This window comes from Rheinheimera mesophila, from assembly GCF_000986865.1.
GTDB classification, from domain to species: domain Bacteria; phylum Pseudomonadota; class Gammaproteobacteria; order Enterobacterales; family Alteromonadaceae; genus Pararheinheimera; species Pararheinheimera mesophila.
The window spans coordinates 52,512-67,811 of the sequence record NZ_LAVS01000096.1 but is presented as its reverse complement, the minus strand read 5'-3'; the positions used below and the strand labels follow the sequence as shown (position 1 = coordinate 67,811).

At 48.3% G+C, this 15,300-nt stretch carries 16 protein-coding genes; 12 read left to right on the top strand and 4 right to left on the bottom strand.

Translation table 11 applies throughout. The features are described 5' to 3' along the window. Nucleotide 1: 1 nt before the first annotated feature. From SD53_RS16880 to SD53_RS16870, 3 genes are read left to right on the top strand one after another with little or no spacing between them, the layout of a single operon-like run. Entirely contained in the window at nucleotides 2-1,351 is a 1,350-nt protein-coding gene (locus SD53_RS16880; protein ID WP_046521361.1) for a sigma 54-interacting transcriptional regulator, read from the top strand. Nucleotides 1,352-1,366: 15 nt separating this feature from the next. Further along, complete coding sequence (locus tag SD53_RS16875; RefSeq protein ID WP_046521360.1) at nucleotides 1,367-1,693, top strand: DUF2288 domain-containing protein; 327 nt, start codon at nucleotides 1,367-1,369, stop codon at nucleotides 1,691-1,693. Between the two features lie 19 nt (nucleotides 1,694-1,712). Continuing rightward, nucleotides 1,713-2,468 carry an arylamine N-acetyltransferase family protein gene (locus SD53_RS16870; RefSeq protein ID WP_046521359.1) on the top strand — a complete coding sequence of 252 codons (756 nt, stop codon included), beginning with the start codon at nucleotides 1,713-1,715 and terminating at the stop codon, nucleotides 2,466-2,468. A 97-nt stretch (nucleotides 2,469-2,565) separates the two neighbouring features. Here the strand turns inward: SD53_RS16870 and ggt are convergent, their stop codons facing one another. Beyond that, nucleotides 2,566-4,278 (bottom strand): gamma-glutamyltransferase, encoded by a 1,713-nt coding sequence (gene ggt, locus SD53_RS16865; protein ID WP_046521358.1) that lies wholly within the window; start codon nucleotides 4,276-4,278, stop codon nucleotides 2,566-2,568. A gap of 84 nt (nucleotides 4,279-4,362) precedes the next feature. Next, a complete protein-coding gene (locus tag SD53_RS16860) occupies nucleotides 4,363-4,761 on the bottom strand; it encodes an acyl-CoA thioesterase (protein WP_046521357.1) in 399 nt (132 codons plus the stop codon). Between the two features lie 17 nt (nucleotides 4,762-4,778). On the opposite strand from SD53_RS16860, the gene SD53_RS16855 reads away from it, so the two are divergent. Further along, nucleotides 4,779-5,480, top strand: a complete 702-nt coding sequence (locus SD53_RS16855; RefSeq protein WP_046521356.1) for a 2OG-Fe(II) oxygenase — start codon at nucleotides 4,779-4,781, stop codon at nucleotides 5,478-5,480. Here SD53_RS16855 and SD53_RS16850 read toward each other — a convergent pair. Then, complete coding sequence (locus tag SD53_RS16850; RefSeq protein WP_046521459.1) at nucleotides 5,477-5,944, bottom strand: GNAT family N-acetyltransferase; 468 nt, start codon at nucleotides 5,942-5,944, stop codon at nucleotides 5,477-5,479. The genes SD53_RS16855 and SD53_RS16850 overlap by 4 nt on opposite strands. Before the next feature lie 171 nt (nucleotides 5,945-6,115). Here SD53_RS16850 and SD53_RS16845 point away from each other — a divergent pair, with 171 nt between their 5' ends. Next, complete coding sequence (locus tag SD53_RS16845; RefSeq protein ID WP_046521355.1) at nucleotides 6,116-7,924, top strand: EAL domain-containing protein; 1,809 nt, start codon at nucleotides 6,116-6,118, stop codon at nucleotides 7,922-7,924. 14 nt (nucleotides 7,925-7,938) lie between these two features. Here the strand turns inward: SD53_RS16845 and SD53_RS16840 are convergent, their stop codons facing one another. Next, on the bottom strand, nucleotides 7,939-8,856 hold the full coding sequence (locus tag SD53_RS16840) for a 1-aminocyclopropane-1-carboxylate deaminase/D-cysteine desulfhydrase (RefSeq protein ID WP_046521354.1): 918 nt from the start codon (nucleotides 8,854-8,856) through the stop codon (nucleotides 7,939-7,941). A gap of 202 nt (nucleotides 8,857-9,058) precedes the next feature. On the opposite strand from SD53_RS16840, the gene SD53_RS16835 reads away from it, so the two are divergent. From SD53_RS16835 to SD53_RS16805, 7 genes are read left to right on the top strand one after another with little or no spacing between them, the layout of a single operon-like run. Next, nucleotides 9,059-9,922 carry an MSHA biogenesis protein MshI gene (locus SD53_RS16835; RefSeq protein WP_125060863.1) on the top strand — a complete coding sequence of 288 codons (864 nt, stop codon included), beginning with the start codon at nucleotides 9,059-9,061 and terminating at the stop codon, nucleotides 9,920-9,922. After that, a complete protein-coding gene (locus tag SD53_RS16830; protein ID WP_046521353.1) occupies nucleotides 9,906-10,517 on the top strand; it encodes a hypothetical protein in 612 nt (203 codons plus the stop codon). The genes SD53_RS16835 and SD53_RS16830 overlap by 17 nt, the downstream gene beginning before the upstream one ends. Next, a complete protein-coding gene (locus SD53_RS18140; protein ID WP_052749444.1) occupies nucleotides 10,514-11,164 on the top strand; it encodes a hypothetical protein in 651 nt (216 codons plus the stop codon). Before SD53_RS16830 ends, SD53_RS18140 begins: the two co-directional genes overlap by 4 nt. Continuing rightward, the gene (locus tag SD53_RS16820; RefSeq protein WP_046521352.1) at nucleotides 11,142-11,471 is read left to right on the top strand and encodes a hypothetical protein; all 330 of its coding nucleotides are present in this window, start codon (nucleotides 11,142-11,144) and stop codon (nucleotides 11,469-11,471) included. The genes SD53_RS18140 and SD53_RS16820 overlap by 23 nt, the downstream gene beginning before the upstream one ends. Beyond that, a complete protein-coding gene (mshL, locus tag SD53_RS16815) occupies nucleotides 11,468-13,153 on the top strand; it encodes a pilus (MSHA type) biogenesis protein MshL (RefSeq protein ID WP_046521351.1) in 1,686 nt (561 codons plus the stop codon). Before SD53_RS16820 ends, mshL begins: the two co-directional genes overlap by 4 nt. Further along, the gene (locus SD53_RS16810) at nucleotides 13,135-14,067 is read left to right on the top strand and encodes an ExeA family protein (RefSeq protein WP_106693167.1); all 933 of its coding nucleotides are present in this window, start codon (nucleotides 13,135-13,137) and stop codon (nucleotides 14,065-14,067) included. Before mshL ends, SD53_RS16810 begins: the two co-directional genes overlap by 19 nt. Beyond that, on the top strand, nucleotides 14,064-15,296 hold the full coding sequence (locus tag SD53_RS16805) for a tetratricopeptide repeat protein (RefSeq protein ID WP_046521350.1): 1,233 nt from the start codon (nucleotides 14,064-14,066) through the stop codon (nucleotides 15,294-15,296). Before SD53_RS16810 ends, SD53_RS16805 begins: the two co-directional genes overlap by 4 nt. Nucleotides 15,297-15,300: the final 4 nt, after the last annotated feature.

The following is a 15,300-nucleotide window of genomic DNA, read 5'->3' as shown; positions in this document are numbered from 1 at the left end:
CATGAGCAATGGCGCCCGCTTGTTGCTGGTGGATGATGATCCCAGCTTATTACGTTTGCTGACTTTACGCCTGGAAGGCGAGGGCTATCAGGTGATCAGCGCCGACTGCGCTGAAACCGCTCTGGTTTTGCTGGGTAAAAATAAAGTCGATGTAGTGCTGAGTGATTTGCGCATGCCGGGTTTAGACGGCATGGCCTTGTTTGATGAAATCGCCAAGCGCCATCCGGGTTTACCTGTGGTGTTGATGACAGCCCATGGCTCTATTCCTGAAGCTGTAGCCGCAACACAACGTGGTGTTTTTGGTTTTCTGACTAAGCCACTGAATAATAATGACTTGCGCGATATTTTAGCGCAGGCTGTGCATCAGTCCCATGTGCCCAGCAAAGATGAATGGCGTGCTGATATTATCACCCGCAGTAAAGTGATGGAGCAGGTGCTGGATCAGGCTTATCGTGTAGCGCAGCGCGATGTCAGTGTTTTAATTACCGGTGCCAGCGGTACAGGTAAAGAAATGCTGGCCAAGGCGATTCATAAAGCCAGCCCCCGGGCTAAAGGCCATTTTGTCGCTATTAACTGCGGCGCTTTGCCTGAGCATTTGCTGGAATCCGAGCTGTTTGGTCACACCAAAGGGGCTTTTACCGGCGCTGTGAATGAACACTTAGGTTTGTTCCGCGAAGCCGACGGCGGCACTTTATTCCTTGATGAAATTGGGGATATGCCGATGCCATTGCAGGTGAAGTTATTGCGTGCTTTGCAGGAGCGGCAAATCCGCCCTGTCGGCAGCACTAAGACTATTCCTATTGATGTGCGGGTGTTGTCGGCAACGCACCGTGATTTAAAACAGGCGATGCAGGAACAAAGTTTCCGCGAAGATTTGTATTACCGTTTAAACGTGGTGAATCTGCAACTGCCCACCTTAAGAGAAAGAGCGGAAGACATTCCATTATTAGCCCGTCATGTGCTGCAACAAAATGCCGAGCGCCATGGTGTGCAGGTGAACCGCTTTTCCGAAGATGCAATGCAGGCGCTGGTGACAGCGCAGTGGCCGGGGAACGTGCGCCAATTGGTGAACGTGGTTGAGCAATGTGTGGCTTTAACCCAAAGCCCAGTGCTGAGTGTGGCTTTGGTTGAGCAGGCTTTATCACAAAACCGCAGTTTCTGGCCAACCTTGAGCGAAGCCCGTGATCAGTTTGAACGCCAGTATTTAATCCGGGTGTTAAAAATGGCCGAAGGCAACGTCACCCGGGCTGCAGAACTGGCCGGGCGCAACAGAACAGACTTTCACAAACTGCTGAAAAAACATGAACTCAGCGCAGCTCAGGTGTCCGAGCAAAGCGACGAATTAGAATAACTCAGAGATTGATTGATGCACGAAAATTTTGATGTCGAACCCGATGTACTCAAGGCCAAAATCATCAGCGAGACCGCCCGGATCAACTGGCTGGAGCTGCAAAAATTTTATGCCTCAGGCTCTGTGGTGCAGGTGTCTGCACAACTGGATTTGGTCGAAGTGGCGTTTGCCTTTAGTCAGGATGATAAAGCAGCAGTACAGAATTGGCTGCAAGCGGGTTTAGTTGACAGAGTCTCAGATGCACAAGCTCAGCTTTGGGTGGAGCAAAAAGCTGAACTTTGGGCTGTGGTGATATCGCCCTGGATCTTAGTACAGGATAAAGCGGCTCAAGCTACTCATTAACTACGCAGGTCAATCCTTTATGTATGCAGAAAATTTCCAGTTAGAGACTTACCTGAAACGTATTGGTTATACAGGGTCGTTAGAGCGCAGCACTGACACCTTAGCCAAGCTGATGCGTGCGCAGCTCTTCAGTGTCGCCTTTGAGAACTTGGATGTGCAGGCCGGTAAGATAGTCTCCTTAGTACCGGAACAGATAGTGGATAAAATAGTAGGCCAGCGCCGTGGCGGTTATTGTTATGAGGTCAATGGCCTTTTTGCGATGGCGTTACAGGCTTTGGGGTTCAGCTACAAGTTTGTCGCCTGTCGCCCGATGTTTTACCCGGTGCGCCGCCCTAAAACCCATATGGTGTTGCTGGTGGAAGCTGAGGGCGAGCAGTGGATCTGTGATTTAGGTTTTGGTAGCTACGGTATTCGTGCGCCTATTGCTTTATCTTCACTGCAACAGGTACAGCAGCAGGATTTTGATCAGTTCCGTTTAATCACTGAGCCAAGTGGTGCTTACGTGGTACAGGCCTGGGTGGATGGTCAATGGCTAAGCCAGTTTGGCTTTGAACCTTATGCCAGTGAGTGGGTCGATTTTATGCCTGCCAACTATCTAAACAGCACCCATCCAGATACCATTTTTGTGCAGAAGTTATTAGTCATTAAACACCACGAACAAGGCCGCGATATTCTGCTGGGGGATCAGTTCAAACAAATACGAGCTGATAGCACACAAGTTCAGCAGTTAAGCCCAGAACAGCGGGAAACAGTGTTAAAGCAGTTGTTGGCATAGGGTCAGAACCTTGATTCTGACCCTTTTGTCGGTTGATACAACCAATATCTGTTGAAGATCTGATGTTGCGGGCAGAGCTGATAGCTCCGCCCCACTGTTAATAGCCAGCAGCCTGACCGTCTTTGCGGGATTCCGAAGCGCCGTAATACACACCGGTTTTGGGGTCTTTCATGATGGCCTGATAACCACCAAACTCACCCAAACCATAACGTACGTCATGGCCTTTTTTCATCAGCTCCCGGGCTGTTTCGTACGGCACACCTTTTTCCAGTTGAACGTAGCCGCCATTGGTTAAATACATGGCTTGCGAGTCTGTCGGTTCTGTACTGCCGAGGTGTTGCCAGCGCGCAGCGTCCCCCGCTTCCTGCAAGTTCATGCCGTAATCAATCATATTGACCACAATCTGCACGTGGCCCTGAGGCTGCATAGCGCCACCCATCACGCCAAAGCTGGTCAGTGGTTTACCATCTTTGCTGATAAAAGCCGGAATAATAGTCTGGAAAGGGCGCTTACCTGGTTCATAGGCATTCACATGTTTTTGATCCATAGAGAACATTTCGCCTCTGTCCTGAAAACCAAAACCAGTACCCGGCGCCACCACACCTGACCCCATACCACGGTAGTTACTTTGGATCAGTGAAACCATAGTGCCGTCTTTGTCGGCTGTGGTCAGGTAAATGGTATCGCCCTGATAGGCGGCTGGATTCCCGGCATCCAGTCGTTGTGCTGCTTTAGTGCCAATTAACTTCGCGCGCTCTTTGCCGTAGGCTTCGGAAATCAGGCCCTTGACCGGTAACTTATTAAAATCTGAGTCTGCGTAATATTTAGCTCTGTCTTCAAAAGCCAGTTTTTTCGCTTCCACTAACGTATGAATACTTTCGACACTGTTATAGCCCATGGCCTTTAGGTCGAAATTCTTCAGAATTTGTAACATCTGCAAAGCGGCTATACCTTGGCCATTAGGCGGTAATTCCCAGACGTCGTAACCCCGGTAATTGACGGACACTGGTTCTACCCAGTCTGATTTGTGGCTGGCGAAATCTTCATACCGCAGATAACCGCCATTGGCTTTCATAAACGCATCAATACGTTTGGCGATGTCGCCTTTGTAAAAGGCGTCCCGTCCACCCGTGGCTATCGCTTTATAAGTGGCTGCTAAATCAGGGTTTTTAAAGATTTCACCCTTAGCCGGTGCTTTGCCGTTGATGGTAAAAGTGCCAACAAAATCACCCGGCTGGTCTTTCAGGCGTGGTACAGACCTATCCCAGTAATAGGCAATCAGCTCGCTGACCGGAAAACCTTGCTCAGCATAGGTGATGGCAGGTTGCAGAATTTGCGTCATAGGCAATTTGCCAAACTTCTGATGCATCTCAAACCAACCATCCACTGCGCCAGGAACGCTGATCGGCAACATGCCATAAGGCGGAATAGTGCTGCGGTCGAGCTTTTTCAGCTCTTTCGATAATTGGTTATAGCTCAGCCCTTTTGGTGAGCGGCCTGACGCATTCAGACCATAAATTTTATTGGTTTTACCATCCCAGATAATGGCATACAAGTCACCGCCTATGCCGTTACCCGTAGGTTCCATTAAGCCTAAAGCTGCATTGGCAGCAATAGCTGCGTCCACTGCAGTGCCACCTTGTTTCATGATATCCAACGCAATTTGAGTGGCTAAGGGCTGACTAGTCGCCGCCATCGCATGGGGGGCTATCACTTCGGAGCGGCTGGCAAAATCGGCGCCAGTGATCCGGTCATATGCCATTAACTGAGGGGATAAAGCCATCAAACTGCAGAGCAGGAGTTTTTTCATTCTGGTTGTGCCTCTGAAATACAGGAGTATTCAAACTAATCAGGACCAGTTGAAATTACCAGCGGCACGCGACCAAAAGCCAGATTAGCTTGCTGAAACCAAATGTGCGCTCAAACTGACTTTTTGTTCTGCACTCAACGGTATTTTTTGCCTGGCCGCAAAATCGTATTGCACTAACACGGCCTTTCCTACAGCGCAGCATTGGCCTTGTTGCCAGGCTTCTTGCTGTACCTCAAAGGAGCTATTGCCTACCCTACTGATCGCAGTGCGCAGCTCCACCGGTAGCCCATAAAATAGTTCAGCTTTAAACTGCACACTGATACTGGCAAGGATCAGTCGCCATTGCCTGGTATCAAGGTCGGGTGTAAATATTTTGAAAATAGGATCGCGAGCCCCTTCAAACCACTGCGTCAGCACTGTATTGTTGATATGACCCAGAGCGTCCGTTTCATTGAAACGTGGCTGAATAATTTCTTTAAACATAACAATAACCTAAAACTATGAATGATTTTATTGAAGTCTATGATGATGTATTACCGCGGGATTTTTGTCAGCAACTGATCCAATTGTTTGAACAAAGCCCCCATACCACAGCCGGCCGCACTGGTGGTGGTGTAGATACCAGTAAAAAGATCAGTACAGATTTGTACCTGAACCAACATCCGGAATATCACAGTGTTTTAAACGAAATTTGCCGTTTTACTACAGACTATGTGACGCGCTATTTCGCCAAGTATCATTTTGCCTTGATAGGCCCTGTTAGTATGAGTATGCCACATCCGACAGAAAACCATTTCATTACCATCACGTCGGAAAACTATGCAGAATTTGGCGCACCACGGGTCGCTCAGTTAGTGCGTAATTTATACCGGCTTGGTCCTATTCAGGCGCAGAAATATCAACAGGGCATTGGCAATTATGGCTACTGGCATTCAGAGGTTTACCCTCAATTGCCACATAACGAAGCCTTGCACCGTACTTTGTTGTTTATGTTTTATTTAAATGACGTTGCCGAAGGTGGCCAGACAGAATTTTATTATCAGAACAAAGCCATACAACCCAAAGCCGGCCGCATGGTGATAGCGCCGGCTCACTTTACTCATACGCACAGGGGCTGTGTGCCGGTATCGGGTGATAAGTATATTTTAACTAGCTGGGTGCTGTTTAACCGTGCCGAACAATTGTACGGCACTGGTGCTTAGTTCTGTGCCGCTACAACCGGACGAATCATCTCCAGATGTGGAATATTATCTTCCAGATAAGGTTCGCTGCAGGCCACAAAACCGAAGGACTCGTAAAAACGCTGCAGGTAACATTGGGCCGAAATACGGATCTCCTGATCAGGCCAGCAACTGCTGGCTACCGCCAACGCTTTGTCCATTAAACCACGACCTAAAGCCAGACGACGGGCGGTTTGTGACACACAAATACGACCCAGCGCCGGGTTGTGTTCATAACTGACGCCCGGTGCTAAAACCCGGGCGTAGGCTAAAATTTTATCGCCCTTTTTCAATAGAATATGGCGGGTTTGTGGATCTAAGTCTTTATTATCCAGTTCCGGATAAGGACAGTTTTGCTCGACCACAAACACATCGACCCGCAATTGCAGCATGGCGTAAAGGGTGTATGAATCCAGTTGAGAGAAGCTTGCTACTTGCCATTCCATCCTGAGGTTCCGTTGTTCTTTTTTCAGTGCTGCTTGCACTATACCAAAGTCAGTGTGCTTTTGTCTGAACCTGATCAAGAGCGTCCGGGCATGTAAAAAAATCGGCATGGACGCCAAATTTGACTCACACTTAGTTCATTCCTGCAACAGGTTGGGGCAAAAGGAGTTGTGATGGGATTGAGTCAGTTGGTTCAGAAGAAGCGTCATTGGCAGCAGGTATTAAGTGGATTGGTGTGGCTTCTGGTCAATGTCAGTTTTTACAGCATTGGTCAATGGCAATCCGAGCAGCGGCAGTTGCAGTGGCAACAATGGCTGGAGCTGCAACCTTTGCCACAACAGTCCTGGCTCAGCGCTGAACAGGGGCAATTGAAACTGGAATTCACTGCGCCCCCGCATGCAGCAGATTTTGTCGCTCTGGATGGCTCCAATCCGGTGTTACATCTTGCGCCTGAGTTGGTACAAAGCTGGAGTGCTCTGGATTATCTGGTATTGAATTTGCCTTTTATGCTCTGGCTGGCCTGGTTGATCTGGCTTCGGCCTTATCAACAGCAGTTTCGACAGGAACTGCAACAGCTTGAGCAACAAACTCAATTGCTGCTGACACACCTTGAATTACCTTTTCACCGGCAAACGAATCCGGCAACTCAGTTGCAACGGGTGTTACTGAAGCTGAAAAACTGGCAGAAGCGTGACAGTGAGATCCGCCAACTAGTGCGGGTGCAAGGTCTGGTTGACCACGAGCTGGCCATAGGCAACAGAGTATTTTTTGAAAGCCGCCTCAATCATTATTTAACGGAGAGCGCCGAAGTGGCCTCTGGCGCCGTATTTTTAGTGCAGTTATCGCATCCTGAGCTGCATTTATCCAACCTGATTAAATTGCAGCGTTTAAGAGGCTGTACGGAATTAATGGCTGAACTGGTTGCGGCTTGGCCTGAAGCTGTGATGGCCCGATTGGCTGAAAATGACTTGGCTTTACTGATCCCCGGCCTGAACGGAAAAGAAGCTGAACAACTTGGCGATCGCCTGGCTCAGGTGTTGAGTCAGGCAAACTTTTTTGCCGAATGTCAGGATTTTGATTTAGTCCATATAGGTTTTGTGTTGTATCAGCAGGGCCAGAGTTCCTATCAGTTAATGGCTGAAGCAGATATGGCGCTAAAAACTGCCCAGTTACAAGGACCAAATGCAGCTTATGGTTTTAACGACCCACAAAAGCCAAAAATTAAAGGTTCGGTCTGGTGGCGGACTGAATTACACAATGCGTTAAAGCAAAACCGGTTTTTGTTAAGCTTTCAACCGGTGTTTTCCTGGCAGGACAATGACGTCTTACAACACGAAGTGCTGGTCAGACTGGCCAGTAGTGAGGGGGAAAAATTAGCAGCCGCTTTGTTTTTACCTATGGCAGCTAACTGTGGTTTAGTCGGCGCTATCGATCAGTATGTTCTGCTCAAAGTGGCTAAAATGACCGAAACCGAAGCGCTGGAGCACTGTCGCTGTAGTGTGAATTTAAATGTGCAGTCGCTGTTGGATGAGGGCTGGTGGCACTGGCTGGAATTACAGATCAGCTCTGGCAGCATCGTAACGACCGAGCTAGCGTTAGAGTTTCATGAACATCATTTAATGAAACACTATAAAAACCTCAAGCCTAAGCTATTACAATTACAGCAGTGGGGTTTTGAGCTTATTGTCGATCACGTGGGGCTGAGCCTGGATGCTACTCCTTACACGGACGAGTTGCCGATCAGAATGTTGAAAATTCACCCTGCTGTGGTGAGGGGAGTCGATCATCAACTGGAGCAGCAATTATTTATCCGGGGGTTATTGGCATCTTGTGTCGGAAAAGATATCAAGGTCATTGCCACCGGAGTTGAGCAGGATCCGGAATGGCAATGCCTGAAGAAACTCGGGGTGACCGGGGCTCAGGGCTATTACTTTAGTCAGCCACTGGCTCGTCTTATTGCGCAGAACCAGTTGTCAGAATAACCCTGGCTAAGGTTTTAGTAGTTCGACTCTGAGTCAGGGATCAAGCCGCGGTATGCCAAACCTTTCAGTGCCTGTAATCCCCCTGTGTGGAAAAAGCTCAGGCGGCTGCCTGCCGGTATAGTGCCGTTTTTGATTAATTCAAAGACGCTATACAACGCCTTGCCGGTATAGATAGGTTCCAGTTGAATGCCCTGCCCGATAAAAGATAAACAAAACTGCCATAACTGTTGATCAAAGCGACCATAACCTGGCTGATGCAAAGCCTGAACTAACTGCCACTCGGGCCAGGGACGTTCGGCAGGTAAAAATTGCTTAATTTTGTCCGGTAAGCTCGGATCCCTGACCACCGCAATCCCCAAGACGGGCGTGTTTGGTGAGCCATGGATCAAACCTGCGATGGTGCCTCCACTGCCCACTGCACAGAGCAGCAAAGAGGCTTTGCCTTTGGGGGTATTGCACATATCCAGCTCGCTGACTCCTTGTACTGCTGCTGCACAAGTTCCCCCCTCGGGGATTTGGAAATAATCCGGGAACTGGCTGGCGAGTTGTTGTAACAGCCCTGGTTCGTGGCGGGCCCGATACACCTCTCTGTTGACGGGGATTAACTGCATGCCATAGGCGCGGCACAGCGCCAGCGTCGGATTAGCAAGATCCGCTTCTTCACCACGGATGATACCTATGCTCTGTAACTTATGTTCAGCAGCCGCAGCGGCAGTGGCCACTAAATGATTGGAAAAAGCCCCACCGAAGGTTAGCAGCCCCGGATATTTTTGTTGCAGAGCCTGCTCCAACTGGTATTTTAGCTTCAACAATTTATTTCCGGATATGTCAGGATTGTTACAAGAGGTATAACGCAACCACAGTTCAATGTTGTGAGCCGTAAGTAACGGATGTTGAAGGTTTTGCCACTGCAAATAAGAACTTAGTTTCATGAGCTGTGGTAAATTTGGTATGAAAATTCTATCATTTTTATCGTTTCTGCGATGGTTTAGAGTTACAATAAATTAAACAGCACAGTAGGTAGTATTTGCCGTTATGTTAACAAAGCTATTGGCGCACTTAAAAATCACCAAAAAACCAGGCAATGTGTTTGCTGGGATTCATCTGTCTGCCACTAGTTTAAAGGTTGTTGCTGTGATCCAGCAATCCGCAACTGAACCCCGGGTTGAGCAGATGTTCCAGGAACAGTTCAGCTCTGCCGCACAATTGTCCGCAGCTTTTAAGGCTGTCGCTGCAAAATTACCACCGGATTGTCAGTGTACTTTAGTGATACCGCCTGAACGTTATATGGTGTTGCAGATTGACAAACCTGCAGTGCCTGATGAAGAGATTTCCTTAGCCTTGCCCTGGACTATCAAAGACTTAGTGACTTTGCCTGATGATGATATGGTGCTGGATTATCTGGATTTACCTTTGCAAAACCAATTGCAGGGCAGCAAAGTGAATGTAGTGGTCAGTTCCAAAAGCTGGCTGGCCGATATAGTGGCGTTGTTTACGCAAAACAAACTGCAGTTAGTTGGGATCCAGCCGGAAGAGTGGCTGGCACGCAACTTACTGCCCGCTAAAAATCAGGCGCTGATGTTGGTTTCTCATCAGAATGGTCAGGATTTAGCCGTACAAATTTTACAGCAGGGCCATCTTTGTTTCTCCCGGCGTTTACGCGGCTTTAATCGTCTGGATCACTACAGCCTGGATGAATTACAACAGGGAATATTTGATAACCTGCTGCTGGAATTACAGCGGTCTATCGATTATTTCGAAGGGCAGCTAAAGCAGGCTCCGGTCAGAGAGATCGCTTTGTTATTGGCCAGCAATATCCAGAGTGATGTGGTCCAATTGTTTGTGCAAAATGGTTTTTCTCAGGTTTTTGCTCTGTCAGCGAAAGATGCCGGTGTTCAGATGTCCGCAGAGCAATTTAGTCTGTATTGGTTAGCATTAGCCGGCGCCATAGAGCCACTGTGTGCGCAACGGGAGGTGAACCTTGAAGCTGCGGGTTAACCTTTATGTACAGGCCTTACAGCCTGTGAAAGAGAAAATCAGCTTAAAGTTGTTAGTGGGCAGCACTGTAGGGCTCTGTGCTGTGCTGCTGGCAGCCGGCCTTTTGATGAACGCACAGGCGGCTTCGAAACAAGCTGAACTTGTGGCGTTGCAGGCACAACTGAAAAGCCAGGAGCAGCAGTTAAAACAACTGCAGGACACGCTGGGTAATCGCCAGCCGTCTCCGGCTTTGGTGAAGCAGCGTACCGAGTTAAATCAGACCATAGCGCAAAAACAAAAGCTGTTGCAGTTTGTGCAAGGTGAGCAATTAAAAACTTCAGTGCAGTATTCGCCGGTATTGCGGTATCTGGCCGGTATAGATCCACAGGGTTTTTGGTTAGGTAGCTTCAGTTTAAGTGCGCACAACAGCCAGTTTAGCGGTTTTGTCACTGAACCTGAATTATTACCCCAGTGGTTGAACAAGTTAGGTGGCACAGAATTTTTTAAAGGCCACAGCTTTTCTCAGTTTGAAATCAAACAAGTAGAAAACACTGAAGCTTTAGCTTTTAAAGTAACGTCTTCGGCGGCGAATGCCACTGCGGAGGCTAAACCATGAGTGCATGGCAACAGTTGTCCGAACGTTTTAGCGCGTTAAAAGAAAGAGAAAAATACACAGCGTTGATCGGTGCTTTGCTGTTGTCTTTATGGCTTTTTATGTTGCAACTTCTGGTCCCGGCTTTTGAAGAGCTAAGCAAAGTAGAGCAGCAAATTACCAGCGCCACTTTGACCATACAACAGAACAGCAATACCTTAACGGCACTGCAACAACAAGCCGGAGTCGATATTGATGCGGGGTACCAAACTGAACTGGAGAGTCTGAAACAGCAGGAGCAAGAACTGCAACAGCAGATTTCCAAATTGACTAGCTACTTTATCGGTTCAGAGCGCATGGCATCTGTACTGCAAGATGTGTTAAAAAGTAGCAATAATGTAAAAATGAAATCCGTGATGGCGAATCCACCCGTGCCTTTAACCTTTGCAGAGCAGGGAACTGACAATAAAGCTGTTATTTATCAACACTCGACAGTAGTGGTTCTGACGGGCAGCTATTTTGCATTAACAGCGGTGCTGGAGCGGCTTGATGCCTTGTCCTGGTCTTTAGGCTGGCAAAGTATTGACTATAAGGTCACTGAATACCCTGATGCAGAGCTGACTTTGCATTTACTGACTGTGAGCGATCATGAAAGTTATATTAAGTTGTAGCTTATCTATGCTGTTGAGTCTTGCTGTGCAAGCCGCTTCAGACCCAACAAAACCCGACGTGGCGATGGCCGTGCCTGTGACTGTGGGGGCCGATCTGGCTGTGGCAGACCCTGCCGCTGAATTTAAACTGGGTCTGATCAAAAATGTGCAGGGCCAGTACAGAGCCTTGGTCAATGGGCAGTCAGTGCAACAGGGTGATGAAATTGACGGCTACACAGTGCTGAGCATTAACCGCAAACAGGTGGTGTTGCAGCGAGCCAATGAGCGTTTAACCTTAAGTTTGTTTAAAGTGATGAAAACTCAATGAATTATTTTAAGAAAAACTATTTCACATTAGCTTTCATCAGTCTGGGTTTAGCGGCCTGTCAGGGCATGCAGGACACTAAGGTGCCACAGCAGGCCAGAGCTGCTTTAGCTGAATCGCAAAAGCAACCTAAGGCTGCGGCGCCTGTGGTGCCAGACAGTGTCACTCAGGATATATTAGCGCTGGCCTCACCTATGCAACCAGGCCAGTCTATTCAACCGCGTTTTAATGTCGCCGCCGCTAATGTTGATGTGGCAGATTTTTTTACCTCTTTAGTCGCAGATACAGACTACAGTGTGGCTATTCATCCGGCTGTATCGGGCCAGATCACGCTGGATTTAAAACAAGTCACACTCAACGAAGCTTTTGCCGTTGTTGAACAACTGTATGGTTACCATATCCAGCAGGTAGGTTCTATTTACAAAGTGATGCCTGGTGGTTTACGTACTGAAACTATTCCGGTGAATTATTTATTGATGCAGCGCTCAGGCAGTTCCTCTATTTCGGTAACGGCTGGTGGTATTTCGTCATCGCAAAACGGCAACACTAACGGTAATTTCAATAATCAAAACAATAACCAGAATAACAACAACCAGAACAACACGAATCAAAACGGCTATAACCAGAACGGTCAGGGCGGGCAAGGTAACGGCAGTTCAGTACAAAGCTCCAGCGAGACCGATTTCTGGAAAGATCTAAAAGAAGCTATTACAGGGGTGATGGGCTCTGGCCCTGACAGAGCTGTTGTTGTCAGTCCGCAGGCTGGTTTAGTGACTGTCCGTGGTTTGCCTGCTGAAATAGAAGCCGTTCGGGCTTATTTAGGTCAGACCGAAGCCAGTTTGCAGCGTCAGGTGATACTGGAAGTTAAAATCATTGAAGTGACTTTAAATGATGACTATCAGCAAGGTATTAACTGGAGTCAAATCGCAGGCACTATAGGTTCGACCGATATCAATTTCAGCAATAACAGCTTTACCCTGGGCAATAATATTACCGCTCAGATCGGTGGCTTAGGCAGTATAGGTTTTGAGGGCGATGATTTTAGTGGTGTGATTAACCTGCTGGAAACTCAGGGCAATGCACAGGTGCTGTCAAGCCCCCGCGTCACTGCTATTAATAACCAAAAAGCGGTGATCAAAGTTGGTTCGGATGAATACTATGTCACAGGCGTCAGCAGCAGCTCGAACCTGGCGGATACCACAGGCACAGGAACAGGCATCACCAGAGATGTGCCGATCCCTGAGCTGGAGCCTTTTTTCTCTGGTATCGCGTTGGATGTCACTCCCCAGATTAACGTCGATGGAGATGTGATTTTACACGTGCATCCTTCAGTCTCTGAAACCACAGAGCTGAGCAAATCGATCAACTTAGGAGGCACCAGTGCTTACACGCTGCCTTCAGCACAAACCAATATCCGCGAATCCGATACTATTATCAAAGCCCGCAATGGTGAAATTGTTGTGATAGGTGGCTTAATGCAATCCACTATCAGCGACACTGAATCTAAAGTCCCTGTGTTAGGTTCTGTGCCATTAGTGGGTAAATTATTCACCAATATCAGTAAAGTAGAGCGGAAAAAAGAGCTGATTATTCTGATCAAACCTACCGTATCGTCCGGCAGTGCTATGCAGCAGCAACTGAAGCAGTCTGCCGATTTGATTGATCAATGGTATCCGAAGAACTGATTATGTTGTATTTACGCCACTTTGGTTTACAGCAACCTCCTTTCAGTTTAACTCCAAACACGGCGTTTTATGTCGATTTACCTCAGCATCATGAAGCTTTAGAAGTGCTGACCACAGCGCTGAATGTAGGTGAAGGCTTTATTAAGGTGACGGGGGAAGTGGGCACAGGCAAAACTATGCTGTGCCGCAAACTGATGAATGAAGCCGCGGAGGATTGGGTGATTGCTTATATTCCCGATCCTTATTTGTCTCCGCTGGAATTACGTTGGGCTTTTGCCACCGAGCTTGGATTAAAGCAGGCCGATACGATAGATAATCAACAGTTGGTGCAGTTGCTGCAGCACCGCCTGGTGGCCTTGGCTGCTGAAGGCAAAAGAGTCGTGCTGATTATCGATGAAGCACAGGCTTTGCCTGACGATACACTGGAAGCTGTGCGTTTATTAACCAATCTCGAAACTGAGCAACGTAAATTATTACAGGTGGTGCTGTTTGGTCAGCCCGAGCTGGATAAGCGTTTGGCCAGCTACAAATTCCGTCAGTTACGTCAACGCGTCAGTTTTTCTTATCTGTTGCGCGGTATGACCTATTACGAAGTTCAGGCCTATGTCAGCACACGCAGCGAAATAGCGGGTGTACGACAACCACTGTTTTCTCCCGGTGCGTTAAAGGCCATCTGGAAATACAGCAGAGGGATCCCACGGTTAGTCAATGTGCTCAGTCATAAGGGGCTGATGTTAGCCTTTGGCGAAAATAAGCTGCAGGTGGACACCAAACATTTACGTTATGCCGCAAAAGATACGGAAGATGTGCAGGAGCACAAACCCTTCATCAACCCTATCCTGCTTGGAGTGCTGGTCTCTGTCGTTTTCATCCTGGCGGCTGCTGCCTGGCACTATCGGGAGTTGTGGTTATGAGTGTCATCAATAAAATGCTGCGCGATTTAGACAAACAACAACAGCAGCAACAGCACAGAGGCTTTGTCAGCTTTAAACCTCAGCGTAAATCTCATCTATTGTTATGGGCTGCGGTGCCGTTGGCGCTTTTAGCGGGCTGGTGTGGCCAGGCCTGGTATATGGAGCGTTTTTCTATTCATACCGAACAAGCCGTTACCGCTGCTGAAGTGCAAAAAGGACAAGTGCATCCGTTAGCTGCGGTCACTGAACTGGTGCCGCAGGCGCAAAGTCTGGCAGCCGTCAGTACTGCTGCGACAGAGCCTGTGCGTTTGCAGGATGTGGTAGCAGCCCGCGTCTCCCCGGAAGCTGCTGCTCAACTGGCCAAACAGCCAACAACAGAACCAGTTGCCGTAACAGAAACTGAATTACAGCCTTTTGTCAACCAGCCTGTGGCGCAGCAGCGTGTTGTTGAAGTGGTAGTGGCTGAACCTGTGGCTGCGGCCAGCAATGAAAGCTCGTTTGCAGATACCGCAGCGACAGACGAAGTGCAGGTAAACGAATTTGACCAAAGTGGTGACTTTAGCGCTGAGTCTGAAACTGTGATCGAACCTGACTGGAATGAGCCCCCCCAAGTTTCGGAGAAACCCCGCACTCTGGCGATTGAGAAAGTACAACTGAGTCCGCAGCAACAAAAAGATCTGCTGAAAAGCAAAGCAAAAAAAGCTGAATCCGTTGGAAATCTGGCTCAGGCGATGCAGTTATGGCAGCAAATCCGGCAGCTTGACCCTTCCCAAACTGAAGCTTATTTAGAGTTGTCGCGGTTGGCTCAACTTCAGGGCAATGACGCCGGCGCTTTGCAACTACTGGAACAGGCCAGTGCAGTAGGAGTGCAAGATCCAAAACTTTCTATGGCGTCAGCGGCTTTAGCATTGAAACAACAGGATTGGGCCAAAGCATTAAGCTATTTGCAGTACGAACCTGATATTTTGAGTTACACCGATTTTTACGCCTTAAAAGCTGCAGCGCTGCAAAAAACCAGCCAGCACGCCCAAGCTGTGCAAGTGTTTCAGCAATTGGCCCGTCAACAACCGGAACAGGCGAGGTGGTGGCTCGGCATGGCATTAAGCTACGATGCGATGTCGCAATCAGAGCAAGCATTGCATGCCTACCGCCAGGTGGCTGTCAATGGCTTTGGCTTGTCAGCCCAAAGTCTGGACTATGTCAAAAAGCGTATCGCAGCACTAGAGTAATTTT

Bases quoted from the DNA above. Each gene is read 5' to 3' on its own strand.
- SD53_RS16875 (WP_046521360.1), top strand. From the start codon at position 1,367: ATGCACGAAAATTTTGATGTCGAACCCGATGTACTCAAGGCCAAAATC.
- SD53_RS16820 (WP_046521352.1), top strand. From the start codon at position 11,142: ATGAAAGTTATATTAAGTTGTAGCTTATCTATGCTGTTGAGTCTTGCT.
- SD53_RS16845 (WP_046521355.1), top strand. From the start codon at position 6,116: ATGGGATTGAGTCAGTTGGTTCAGAAGAAGCGTCATTGGCAGCAGGTA.
- SD53_RS16805 (WP_046521350.1), top strand. From the start codon at position 14,064: ATGAGTGTCATCAATAAAATGCTGCGCGATTTAGACAAACAACAACAG.
- SD53_RS16850 (WP_046521459.1), bottom strand. From the start codon at position 5,944: ATGGAATGGCAAGTAGCAAGCTTCTCTCAACTGGATTCATACACCCTT.
- SD53_RS16810 (WP_106693167.1), top strand. From the start codon at position 13,135: ATGGTATCCGAAGAACTGATTATGTTGTATTTACGCCACTTTGGTTTA.
- SD53_RS16855 (WP_046521356.1), top strand. From the start codon at position 4,779: ATGAATGATTTTATTGAAGTCTATGATGATGTATTACCGCGGGATTTT.
- SD53_RS16860 (WP_046521357.1), bottom strand. From the start codon at position 4,761: ATGTTTAAAGAAATTATTCAGCCACGTTTCAATGAAACGGACGCTCTG.
- SD53_RS16880 (WP_046521361.1), top strand. From the start codon at position 2: ATGAGCAATGGCGCCCGCTTGTTGCTGGTGGATGATGATCCCAGCTTA.
- ggt (WP_046521358.1), bottom strand. From the start codon at position 4,278: ATGAAAAAACTCCTGCTCTGCAGTTTGATGGCTTTATCCCCTCAGTTA.
- mshL (WP_046521351.1), top strand. From the start codon at position 11,468: ATGAATTATTTTAAGAAAAACTATTTCACATTAGCTTTCATCAGTCTG.
- SD53_RS18140 (WP_052749444.1), top strand. From the start codon at position 10,514: ATGAGTGCATGGCAACAGTTGTCCGAACGTTTTAGCGCGTTAAAAGAA.
- SD53_RS16870 (WP_046521359.1), top strand. From the start codon at position 1,713: ATGTATGCAGAAAATTTCCAGTTAGAGACTTACCTGAAACGTATTGGT.
- SD53_RS16840 (WP_046521354.1), bottom strand. From the start codon at position 8,856: ATGAAACTAAGTTCTTATTTGCAGTGGCAAAACCTTCAACATCCGTTA.